The following is a 10598-nucleotide window of genomic DNA, read 5'->3' on the forward strand; positions in this document are numbered from 1 at the left end:
CGGTGACGGCATCGTCAGGCCGGGATGCGCTCCGAGACGGGGGCCCGGCGCTGCGTCGGGACGACGGCGAGACGCTCCCGTACGGGCGCGGTGCGCCAGCCGGCGCGGGTGCGGTCGTCAACCGTGCCGTGGGCGGCCATGGCCACCGTCGGCGCGGCCATCCACGCCGCGGCGAGGCCGCCGAGGGCGAGCGCGAGCGTCTTCATGCCATTCCCCCCTGCCCCGACCGGAGTCGAGGTCGATCATCCGGACCGACCAGTGGCCGGCGCTCCTGAACGGTAGACGGATGATCATGGGAAACACTGAGCTGAACGGGTGACGAGCGCTCAGGTTGCTCTCAGAGATCTGTGATCCAGGCCACTCGCCGGGATCGCCGCCGTACAGGCACACTCCGTTAACGGTCAGGCCTGACCGTCCCGCCGACCCCGAGCCCGGGAGGCCCCGTCCCATGAGTGATCGCCCGGTCCGCATCGCGAACTGCGCCGGCTGGTTGTGGGACCGCTTCTCCGGGCTCCGCGACGCGCTCGCCGGGCCGGTCGACGTCGTCACCGGCGACTACCTCGCCGAACCGACCCTGCGCCAGCTCGCCCTGGAGCGCGCGAAGGACCCGTCGCTCGGCTACGCGCAGAGCTTCCTCGCCCAGTTCACCGACGCCGTCGGGCTGCTCGCCGAGCGCGGGGCGCGGCTCGTCGTGGACGCGGGTGGGCTGAACCCCGCGGGGCTGGCCGCCGAGGTGCGCCGGGTGGTCGCCGACGCCGGGCTCGACCTCGTCGTCGCGCACGTCGAGGGCGACGACCTGTCCGCGCGCCTGGACTCCCTCGGCGCGCTCGAGCACCTCGACACCGGCGTCCCGCTCGGCGACGCGGGCCTCGCCCCGACCACCGCCAACGCCTACCTCGGCGGCTGGGGCATCGCCGCGGCGCTCGCGGACGGCGCGGACGTCGTCATCTGCCCGCGGGTCACCGACGCCTCGCTGACGGTGGGGGCCGCGGCGTGGTGGCACCGCTGGGGCACCGAGGACTGGGGTCCTCTCGCCGGGGCCGTCGCCGCCGCGCACGTCATCGAGTGCGGGCCCCAGGCCACCGGCGGCAACTTCTCCGGCTTCACCGCGGTGCCGCGCGTCGACGACCTCGGGTACCCGATCGCCGAGATCGCCGCCGACGGCACGGCCGTCATCACCAAGCACGTCAGCGCGGGCGGCACCGTCACCACCGACACGGTCACCGCCCAGCTGCTCTACGAGATCCAGGGCCCGACCTACCTCAACCCCGACGTCACCGTGCACCTCGACGACGTCGTGCTCACCGAGGTGGGCCCGGACCGCGTCGAGATCACCGGTGTCACCGGCTCCCCGCCGCCGGCCACCACCAAGCTCGCCATGACCGCCCCCGGCGGCTACGAGTCGAGCGTCGCCTTCTACGCCACCGGGCTGGACCTCGAGGCCAAGGTCGCGCTGCTGCGCACGCACGTCGAGCGGATCACCGCCGGGCTCGACCTGAGCCTGCTGCGCGTCGACCGCATCGGCACGCCCGTCGAGGACCCGCCCGACCAGTGGGCCGCCGCCCAGCAGATCCTCGTCACGGCCCAGGCGCGCACGAAGGACCAGGTGGACGCCCGGCGGTTCGTCGCGCCGATGACGGGCCTGTTCCTGCCCGGCTACCCCGGGCTCTACGTCAACCCGCTCAAAGTGTGCGCGCCGGTGGTCGAGTACTGGCCCGCGCTCGTCCCGGTCGACGTGCTCGACCACGTCGTCGTCGGCGCCGACGGGACGCGCACCACGGTGAAGGACACCCCGGTCCGGGTCGCCGCGGCGGGCCAGCGGCCGTCGGACGACGCGCCGCCGGTGCCGGACCTCGGCCTGACCCGCCGCGCGCCGCTCGGGCTGGTCGCGCACGGGCGCTGCGGGGACAAGGGCGGCAACTCCAACGTCGGTTTCTGGGCGCGTGCGGAGTCGTGGGACTGGCTGCGCGGCACGTTGTCGACCGACCGGCTGCGCGCGCTGTTCCCCGACGCCGCCGACGTGGTGATCGAGCGTCACGAGTTCCCCGGCCTGCGCGCCGTGCACTTCGTCGTCCACGACGTGCTCGGCAAGGGCGCGTCGTCCAACGGGCGGCCCGACATCGCCGGCAAGGCCGTCGCCGAGTTCCTGCGGGCGCGTCATGTGGAGGTCCCCGAGTGTCTGATCTGACCAGCCGGCTCGAGGAGGCCTGGGCGGCGCCGTTCAGTGGCCCGGTCACCGGCGACGACGCCTTCGACCCCCTGGTCGAGCTCGGCGACGTCCTCGCGCCGCTGGGCCTGTCCGCGGCGGACGCCGGGGGTGCCGTGACGCTCACCGGCCGCGACCCCGTCGTGCCCAGCCCCGTGCGGGTCGGGGCGGCGGCGAGCATCGGGCTGCTGGCGAAGTCGGTGGCCGCGGCGGCCCTGCACCGCGACCGCGGCGGGCCCGGCCAGGACGTCCACGTCGACCTGCGCGCCGCCCCGCACCGGCTCTGCCCGTTCTACGACCGGACCTGGGAGCGCCTCGGCGGCTACCCCGTCGCGTCGAGCGTGGAGCAGGGCAACGCGATGGGCTTCTCGTTCTTCCGCTGCGCCGACGGGCGCTTCGTGATGCCGCAGAACATGTACCCGAACCTGCGCGAGCGGGCGCAGGAGCTGCTGGGGGTGCCGCTGACGAAGAAGGCGGTCGCCGCGGCCATCGGGACCTGGAAGGCCGACGAGCTCGAGGAGGCGTCGGCCGCCGCGGGCGTGGTGATGCCGAAGGTGCGCTCGCTGCCGGAGATGCTCGCCGAGCCGCAGTACACCGAGACGCTCGCGGACCTGCCGCTGGTCGAGGTCACGAGGATCGGCGACAGCGACCCCGAGCCCCTGCCCCCGGCCGGCGAGCAGCCGTTCTCCGGGCTGCGGGCGCTCGGGATGGGGCACGTGATCGCCGGCGCCGGGTTCGGGCGGGCGTTCGCGCTGCACGGCGCCGACGTGCTCAACCTCTGGCGCCTCGGCGAGACCGAGCACGAGACGACCTACGCGTCGGCGAACGTCGGCATGCGCTCGTCGTGGCTCGACCCGCGCCGCGACCGCGCCGAGCTCTCCCACCTGCTCGCCGGCGCCGACGTGTTCTTCCACAACCGGCGCCTGGCGTTCCTCGACGAGATCGGGATGCGCCCCGAGCAGCTCGCGGCCGAGCGCCCGGGGATCGTGTCGGTGACGGTGTCGCTGCACGGCCTCGAGGGCCCGTGGGCCGGGCGGCCGGGCTTCGACCAGACCGCCGGCTCGGTGAGCGGGATGATGCTGCTCGAGGGCGGCGGGGAGACCCCGCGCCTGCCCCCGATCCTCGTCGTCAACGACTACATCGTCCCGTGGCTCGCGCAGGCCGGCGTCGTCGCGGCGCTGCGGCGCCGGGCGGTCGAGGGCGGCTCGTACCACGTGCACGTGTCGCTGACCCGCGTCGCGCTGTGGATCCTGTCGCTGGGGCTGTTCGACCGGGAGTGGGCGCACGCGACGGCGGACACGACCGAGGAGCACCGCTACCTCGACCCCGCGACGTTCACCGCGGACACCCCGCTCGGCGCCTACCAGGGCGTCACCGACCAGGTCGCGATGTCCGTGACGCCGGGACGCTACGACCCGGTGCTCGTCGCCCGCGGGGCGTCGGCGCGGCAGTGGCGCGCACACTGATCCGGTGCTCCACCGCGTGCTGCTCGTCGGGACGCTGCTCGTGCTCGCCGGGTGCGGGGCACCGCCGCCCCCGCCACCGGACCCCGTGCCCGTCGCCCGCGCGGCCGCCCCGGCACCTGCTCCCGCGCCCGCTCCGGCACCCGCCCCCGTCGTCGTCCTCGACCCCGGCCACAACGGCGGCAACGCCGACGCGACCGACGAGATCGCGCGGGAGGTCCCCGACGGGCGGGGCGGGACGAAGCCGTGCAACACCACCGGCACCGCGACCGCCGGCGGCTACGCCGAGCACGCGTTCACGTGGGACGTCACGGCGCGGGTGACGCGGCTGCTCGCGGCGCGGGGGGTCGATGTGCGCTCCACGCGCCCCGACGACACGGGCGTGGGGCCGTGCGTGGACCGGCGCGCGGCGATCGCGAACGAGGCCGGCGCGGCGGGTCGAACAGTGCTGACCGTCTCGATCCACGCCGACGGCGCCGCGCGGGACGGGCGCGGGTTCCACGTCGCGCTCTCCGACCCGCCGCTCGCCGCGTCGCAGGGCGAGCCGTCGGCGGTGCTGGGCCGGGCGCTGGTCGCGGGGCTGGAGGGCCAGGGGTTCACGCCGTCCACGTACCGGGGCCGCGAGGGCCTGGACCGGCGCGCCGACCTCGCGGGGCTGAGCCTCGCGCGGGTGCCGTCGGCGCTGGTGGAGTGCGCGAACATGGCGAACCCGGACGAGGCGAGCGTCGTCGCCGACCCGGCCGGGCGGCAGCGCTACGCCGAGGGGATCGCGGCCGGCGTCCTGGCGACGCTGGGGCGGTGAGCTCAGGCGGCGGAGTCGCCCGTGCGGTCCTGGTGCCAGCGCACGACGCGGACGGCGACGTCGTCGAGGCCCTCGCGGTCGAGCGTCTCGCGCATGTCGTCGGCGATCTCGATCGCGTCCATGCCGGGGAACGGGCCGTGCGCGTCGACCTCGCCGGTCTGCGGGTCGACGGCGAGCACGACGTAGCCGTCGCACCGGTCGAGCTCGGTCTGCGCCTCGACCCAGTCGATCCGCTCGGCCTCCTCGGCGGTGAGGCCCATGTCGCCCGGGAGCGCGGTCGGTGCCACACCGGGGGCGTCGGTCAGCGGGTCGGCCCGGGTCGGGTCGGTGTCGGTGGGGTCGGTCTCGCTGGGGTCGATACGGGCGCAGCACCGGGGATCGGGGTCCATCGGTTCCTCCTCCACGCTCGGCGCTGGGATACCGCGCGCCGTCCCGGTCGCTCGCGCCGAGGCGGACACCGTCGGGGGACGGTAGGGCGTCGTCGCGTGTCGCTGTCACGAGTGGTGACGCGAGGATGCCCAAACTCTGACTCAAGATTTCAACTATTCACCCGTGCGGGTGGACCGCTCGGCGACCCACATCACGGCGCGCTGCCGAGTGCCACGACCCGTGTCGGACCGCTCACTCCCCGTTGCACTCCGGCGTCGCGCTGATACATCGTTAGGCGAACTAACGTCTTCGGAGGGGTTTCCGTGAGCCGGTACGAACAGTGGGACATCGTGTCGAGCGTGGGTCTGACCGCCCTGGTCGTCGCGGCCGGGCGGTCGGTCGACACCCATCGCGACGACGCCCTCATCGCCGACCCGTACGCCGAGCGCTTCGTCGACGCCGCGGCACCCCCGACGCCGCTGCCGACCCGTCCGGTGCCGCCGAAGGACGACTCCGAGGACGAGCTCTGGCAGATGATGTCGGGCTACATGGGCGTGCGGACCCGCTTCTTCGACCAGTTCTTCGACGCCGCGGGCGACGCCGGCGTGCGCCAGGCGGTGATCCTCGCGGCGGGGCTCGACGCGCGGGCGCAGCGGCTCGCCTGGGCCGACGGCACCACGCTCTTCGAGGTCGACCAGCCGGCGGTGCTGACGTTCAAGGACGACGTGCTCGAGCACGACCCGGCGCGCTGCGACCGCCGGGCCGTCGCCGTCGACCTGCGCGACGACTGGACCGGCGCCCTCGACGACGCGGGCTTCGACCCGTCCGCACCGACGGCCTGGCTCGCCGAGGGCCTGCTGCCCTACCTGCCCGCCGACGCGCAGGACGCCCTGCTCGACGCCGTCGAGGAGCGCTCGGCGCCCGGCTCGCGGATCGCGGTCGAGGACTTCACGAACCTCGGCGACCAGCTCGCCGACCCCGCGTTCCGCCGGGTCGCGGCCGGCCTCGGCGTCGACATGACCGCACTGATCCACACCGACGACCGCGAGGACCCCGCCGACCGCCTCGCCGGGCACGGCTGGCGGGTCCGCCGCGACCACGCCACCGCGGTCGCCGAGGGCTGGGGTCGCGCGTTCGACCCGCTGACCGCGCGCCTCAACGGCCAGTCGTCGTTCGTCACCGCGGAGCGCTGACCGGCGTCCGGTTGGTCCGGATCACGTCACGGGCTGTACCGATCCCTGCCCGATCCGCGACCGGACCCGTCCGGTCCGGCGGTTCCCGAGGGCCGTCGCGGTGCCTAGTGTCGTTCGACGCCCACGACCGCCACGGAAGGACGGCCATGAGCGACCCCACCGACGCGAGCACCACCCTGCACGTCCCCGAGAGCCTCACCTGGTCCGCCGTGACCGGCCGGGTGCGCGATCTGGTCGGCGAGGCCTTCACCGACGACGGGCCCGCGAACCTCATCGACGGCGAGTGGCGGGCCGTCGGCACGCCGTCCGAGCAGACCAGCCCCAACGACGGGTCCTCGCTGGGCACCATGCTCAAGCTGGACGCCGCCACGGCCACCGACGCGGTGCAGCGCGCGGCGCAGACCCACCGCGGGTGGGCGGGCACCGAGCTCGACGAGCGCCGTCGCCGGGTGTCGGCGTCCCTCGACGCCATCGAGGGCGTGCGCGACGACCTCGCCCTGCTGCTGGCGTGGGAGATCGGCAAGCCGTGGAAGGCGGCGTGCTCCGACGTGGACCGCGCCATCTCCGGCGTGCGCTGGTACGTCGACGAGATCGAGGGGATGCTCGCCCGCGACGTCGAGGGCGCGCCGGCCAAGCGGGTGCCGCTCGAGGGCCCCGTCTCGAACATCGCGAGCTGGAACTACCCGATGAGCGTGCAGGTGCACGCCGAGCTCGTGCAGCTGCTCGCCGGCAACGGCGTCGTCGCCAAGACCCCCACCCAGGGCGGCTGGATGACGCTGACCGTCGCCCACGCCCTCATGGCGCGCGAGGGCCTGCCGGTCACGCTGCTCTCCGGCGACGGCTCCGAGCTCTCCGACGCGCTGATCCGCTCGCCCGAGATCGGCGCGCTGGCGTTCGTCGGCGGGCGCTCCAACGGCGGCAAGGTCGCCGCGCAGCTCGCCGACACCGGCAAGCGGCACATGCTCGAGCAGGAGGGCCTCAACACCTGGGGCATCTGGGAGTTCACCGACTGGGAGTCGTTCTCCGAGATCCTCAAGAAGGGCTTCGAGTACGCCAAGCAGCGCTGCACCGCGTACCCGCGCTTCGTCGTGCAGCGCAAGCTCGTCGACCAGTTCCTCGCGACCTACCTGCCCGTGCTCGACGGGGTGCGGTTCGGGCACCCGCTGGCGGTGGAGCAGGGCTCGTCCGGGTCCACCGACGACCTGCCCGCCCTCGACTTCGGGCCGCTGATCTCGGCGGGCAAGGCCCAGGAGCTCGACGACAGCGTCGAGGAGGCCCTGCGCCACGGGGCCGTGCCGCTCTACCGCGGCAACCTCGAGCACGGCCGCTTCCTGGCCGGTCAGGACACCTCGGCGTACCACGCGCCGGTGTCGATGCTCGCGCCGCCGGGCGCGTCGCGGCTCATGCACGAGGAGCCGTTCGGGCCCGTCGACTCGATCGTCGTCGTCGACACCGAGGCCGAGCTGCTCGCCCAGATGAACGCGTCCAACGGCGCGCTCGTCGCGAGCATCGCGTCCGACGACACCACCCACGCCGAGCGGCTCGCCGAGCAGGTGCAGGCGTTCAAGGTCGGGATCAACAAGCTGCGCTCGCGCGGCGACAAGGACGAGGCGTTCGGCGGGCGCGGCGAGTCGTGGAAGGGCGCGTTCGTCGGCGGCGAGTACCTCGTGCAGGCCGTCACCGAGGGCCCGCCCGGGGAGAACATCTTCGGCAACTTCCCGGGGTACCACCGCTACCCCGCGACCTGAGCGACCTGCCGGGTAGTGTCCTCCCGGCGCGGCAGGCGGCCCGCCGAGTCGGGTGCGCGTCGGTCGGGAGGGCCCGGGCATGGTCCTGCGAAGCCGGGTGTCGCGTGACGCCCCCGGAGGGCCCGCGGCCGGGGCCTCGGTCCTCATGCCGGAGGGCCGCGTCGGCCCGGTCGTGGCGCTGCTGCGCCGGCTGTTCCTGGCGCTCGGGGCGCTGACCGCGGCCGCGCTGATCGTCTACTTCCAGCGCGACGGGTACATCGACAACAACAACGACGACGGCATCGGCCTGATCGACGCGTTCTACTACGCGACGGTCTCGCTCTCGACCACCGGCTACGGCGACGTCGTGCCGGTGACCGAGTCGGCGCGCCTGTGGACGATCCTCGTCATCACGCCGCTGCGCCTGCTGTTCCTCATCGTCCTGGTCGGCACCACGGTGGAGCTGCTCACCGAACGCTCGCGCCAGGCGTTCCGCATCCGACGGTGGAGGTCGCGCGTGCGCAACCACGTGGTGGTCGTGGGCTACGGGACGAAGGGCCAGGCCGCGGTGACCACGCTGCGCGGGGACGGCCACGACGTCGACCACATCGTCGTCGTCGACACCGACCGCGGGCGCCTCGACGCCGCGTCCGCGCTGGGGCTGGTGACCGTGCGCGGCGACGCCACCCAGTCCTCGGTGCTGCGGACCGCCGGCCTGCCGCACGCGACCGCGCTGGTCGTCGCGACCAACCGCGACGACACCGCGGTGATGGTCACGCTCACCGCCCGCGAGATGGCGCCGAAGATCCGGATCACGGCGGCCGTGCGCGAGGCGGAGAACGTGCACCTTCTGCGGCAGTCGGGCGCCGACTCCGTCGTCGTGTCCGCGGAGACGGCGGGCCGCCTGCTCGGCATGGCGACCACGACGCCGGCGGTCGTCTCGGTCGTCGAGGACCTCATCTCGCCCGAGGCGGGCATGAGCATCGGGGAGCGCACGGTCACCGAGGCGGAGGTCGGCGGCTCCCCGCGCCACCTGCGCGACATCGTCCTCGGCGTCGTGCGCGACGGGCACGTGCACGCCATCGACGCCCCGGAGGTCGACGCGCTCGAACGCGGCGACCGCCTCCTCTGCGTCCGCCGCGCCGGCCCCGACGACGAGTGACTTCCCGGTGTCAGCGGTGGGCCCCCGCTGACGCCGAACGTCCGCGATGCCACACGCTCGCGGTGTCAGCGACGTGGCGTCGCAGACACTCAACGTCTGCAACGCCACGCGCTCGCCGGTGTCAGCGGAGTGGCTCCGCTGACGTCGAGGTCCGTAGCGCCGCTCCGTCGCTTCCCTAGCGGCGGGCGTCGAGCAGGCGCACGGCGCCGTGCAGACCGCCCAGGCCCGGGTCGAGCTCGCGGCCGTAGGAGGCGGCGAGCTCCGCCGCGCTCGCTCCCGTGACCGCCCAGCCCAGGCTCGCGAGCCGCTCCTCGGCGTCCGGGCGGTCGTCGGCGAAGAACAGCTCCCGCACGTCGAGCCCGAAGCGCCGGGAGAGGGAGGCGAGGGCGTCGCCGTCGGGGTCCACGACGTCGCCGAAGTGCTCGACGGCCAGCTGGCTGCCCGGCGCCGAGAGCTCGGTGACCCGGTCGAACAGGTCCACCTCGGCCTGCGCGGGCAGGTAGGGCAGCAGGCCCTCCGCGAGCCAGGCGGTCGGGGCGGACGGGTCGAAGCCGGCGTCGCGCAGGGCGGCGGGCCAGTCGTCGCGCAGGTCGACGCGGACCTCGACGCGCTCGGCGCCGCCGCCCGCGGCCGTCGCGCGGTGCTCGGCGAGGACGTCGTCCTTGAAGTCGAGCACCCCGGTCTGGTCGACCTCGTAGACCGCCGTGCGGGCGGGCCAGTCGAGGCGCTGCGCGCGGGTGTCGAGCCCGGCCGCGAGGAGCACGACCTGCCGGACCCCGTCCGCGGCCGCCGCGGTCAGCACGCTGTCGAAGAAGCGCGAGCGCACGCCGATGTACGCCGACTGCTCCCGCCAGTCGGCGGCGGTCTCGTCCTCGACGTCCGACGGCCGCGCCGGCAACCGGATCTCGCCGGCGGCGGCGTCGACGAACGCCTCCGCGTACGGGTCGCGGACGAGGCCGTCGGGGCGATGGGTCTCCATCGCCCGGCCGCCGGCGACGCCCAGGGCGGTGACGCCCACGCTCTCGGTGATGCCCCACTGGTCGTTCTCGGTGCGCATGCCCACCGGATGCCCAGATCGTTGCGCAAGCTAACGAACAATCCGGCTCAGCGGTGCACGGACATCCGGCATCCGGGGCAGTCCGCCTGCTCCGCGCGCAGACCGGGCACGACCTGCTCCACGGCGGCGCCGCACCGGGCCCGCAAGCCCGCCGGGTCGCCGAGCTCGCCGGCGGTGATGTCGACGATGTGGCGGCGCCGGTCGTCACGGCCCGCGGCGACGAGCACGAGCGTGCCGTCCGGGGACGGGTCGCCAGGGGTCGGGCGGCGGGGCTCGCCGGGCTCGGGCCGGTCGCCCAGGGGCGGGGGCGGCGTCGACGACGGCATGGGGTCGAGCCCGCTCGCCGGGCGTCCGCCGGGCCGTGCGTCGGGGTGGCCGGGGTCGGGGACGGTCATCGCTCGCCTCCTGCTCGCGGTGTTCGAGCGATGCGGCATCTTGCTGGCAATCCTATTCAGCACGCCGATAGGGCCCGGATCGCCACATCCTCGGTGGCGCGACACGCCGGAACGTGCGCGCCGACCACGGTAGGTCGCGCGGGCACCGCTGTCCGCCCGCGTTCACCCGGGGCGAAAGCGGCGCCCGCCGGAGATCAGCAGTCCGAAAGACACTCCGGAAGGGC

Annotated in this window: 10 protein-coding genes; 6 read left to right on the forward strand and 4 right to left on the reverse strand. The window is 74.6% G+C overall.

The window, feature by feature from the left end:
- Window positions 1-14 precede the first annotated feature (14 nt).
- Entirely contained in the window at window positions 15-206 is a 192-nt protein-coding gene (locus tag WCD58_RS15220; protein WP_337703896.1) for a hypothetical protein, read from the reverse strand.
- Window positions 207-448: 242 nt separating this feature from the next.
- Between WCD58_RS15220 and WCD58_RS15225 the strand changes: the two genes are divergently transcribed.
- Genes WCD58_RS15225 through WCD58_RS15235 form a run of 3 tightly spaced genes read left to right on the forward strand, consistent with a single transcriptional unit; the run spans window position 449 to window position 4471 of the window.
- Window positions 449-2188 (forward strand): acyclic terpene utilization AtuA family protein, encoded by a 1740-nt coding sequence (locus tag WCD58_RS15225; protein ID WP_337703897.1) that lies wholly within the window; start codon window positions 449-451, stop codon window positions 2186-2188.
- On the forward strand, window positions 2176-3672 hold the full coding sequence (locus WCD58_RS15230; RefSeq protein ID WP_337703898.1) for a CoA transferase: 1497 nt from the start codon (window positions 2176-2178) through the stop codon (window positions 3670-3672). The genes WCD58_RS15225 and WCD58_RS15230 overlap by 13 nt, the downstream gene beginning before the upstream one ends.
- A 4-nt stretch (window positions 3673-3676) precedes the next feature.
- A complete protein-coding gene (locus WCD58_RS15235; protein WP_337703899.1) occupies window positions 3677-4471 on the forward strand; it encodes an N-acetylmuramoyl-L-alanine amidase in 795 nt (264 codons plus the stop codon).
- A gap of 2 nt (window positions 4472-4473) precedes the next feature.
- On the opposite strand, the gene WCD58_RS15240 is transcribed toward WCD58_RS15235, so the two are convergent.
- The gene (locus tag WCD58_RS15240; RefSeq protein WP_337703900.1) at window positions 4474-4860 is read right to left on the reverse strand and encodes a hypothetical protein; all 387 of its coding nucleotides are present in this window, start codon (window positions 4858-4860) and stop codon (window positions 4474-4476) included.
- 339 nt (window positions 4861-5199) lie between these two features.
- Here WCD58_RS15240 and WCD58_RS15245 point away from each other — a divergent pair, with 339 nt between their 5' ends.
- The 3 genes from WCD58_RS15245 to WCD58_RS15255 all read left to right on the forward strand — a co-directional run bounded on the left by WCD58_RS15245 (window position 5200) and on the right by WCD58_RS15255 (window position 8922).
- On the forward strand, window positions 5200-6033 hold the full coding sequence (locus WCD58_RS15245) for an SAM-dependent methyltransferase (protein ID WP_337703901.1): 834 nt from the start codon (window positions 5200-5202) through the stop codon (window positions 6031-6033).
- A 146-nt stretch (window positions 6034-6179) separates the two neighbouring features.
- Window positions 6180-7781 (forward strand): aldehyde dehydrogenase family protein, encoded by a 1602-nt coding sequence (locus tag WCD58_RS15250; RefSeq protein WP_337703902.1) that lies wholly within the window; start codon window positions 6180-6182, stop codon window positions 7779-7781.
- Between the two features lie 79 nt (window positions 7782-7860).
- Window positions 7861-8922, forward strand: a complete 1062-nt coding sequence (locus tag WCD58_RS15255) for a potassium channel family protein (protein WP_373696227.1) — start codon at window positions 7861-7863, stop codon at window positions 8920-8922.
- 175 nt (window positions 8923-9097) lie between these two features.
- On the opposite strand, the gene WCD58_RS15260 is transcribed toward WCD58_RS15255, so the two are convergent.
- On the reverse strand, window positions 9098-9979 hold the full coding sequence (locus WCD58_RS15260; protein WP_337703903.1) for an SAM-dependent methyltransferase: 882 nt from the start codon (window positions 9977-9979) through the stop codon (window positions 9098-9100).
- A gap of 47 nt (window positions 9980-10026) precedes the next feature.
- Window positions 10027-10374 carry a hypothetical protein gene (locus WCD58_RS15265; protein WP_337703904.1) on the reverse strand — a complete coding sequence of 116 codons (348 nt, stop codon included), beginning with the start codon at window positions 10372-10374 and terminating at the stop codon, window positions 10027-10029.
- Between the last annotated feature and the right edge of the window lie 224 nt (window positions 10375-10598).

It is taken from the genome of Actinomycetospora flava, assembly GCF_037400335.1.
Taxonomy (GTDB): domain Bacteria; phylum Actinomycetota; class Actinomycetes; order Mycobacteriales; family Pseudonocardiaceae; genus Actinomycetospora; species Actinomycetospora flava.

Coding starts and splice junctions, on each gene's coding strand:
- WCD58_RS15220 (WP_337703896.1), bottom strand. CDS start 206: ATGAAGACGCTCGCGCTCGCCCTCGGCGGCCTCGCCGCGGCGTGGATG.
- WCD58_RS15255 (WP_373696227.1), top strand. CDS start 7,861: ATGGTCCTGCGAAGCCGGGTGTCGCGTGACGCCCCCGGAGGGCCCGCG.
- WCD58_RS15265 (WP_337703904.1), bottom strand. CDS start 10,374: ATGACCGTCCCCGACCCCGGCCACCCCGACGCACGGCCCGGCGGACGC.
- WCD58_RS15250 (WP_337703902.1), top strand. CDS start 6,180: ATGAGCGACCCCACCGACGCGAGCACCACCCTGCACGTCCCCGAGAGC.
- WCD58_RS15225 (WP_337703897.1), top strand. CDS start 449: ATGAGTGATCGCCCGGTCCGCATCGCGAACTGCGCCGGCTGGTTGTGG.
- WCD58_RS15260 (WP_337703903.1), bottom strand. CDS start 9,979: ATGCGCACCGAGAACGACCAGTGGGGCATCACCGAGAGCGTGGGCGTC.
- WCD58_RS15240 (WP_337703900.1), bottom strand. CDS start 4,860: ATGGACCCCGATCCCCGGTGCTGCGCCCGTATCGACCCCAGCGAGACC.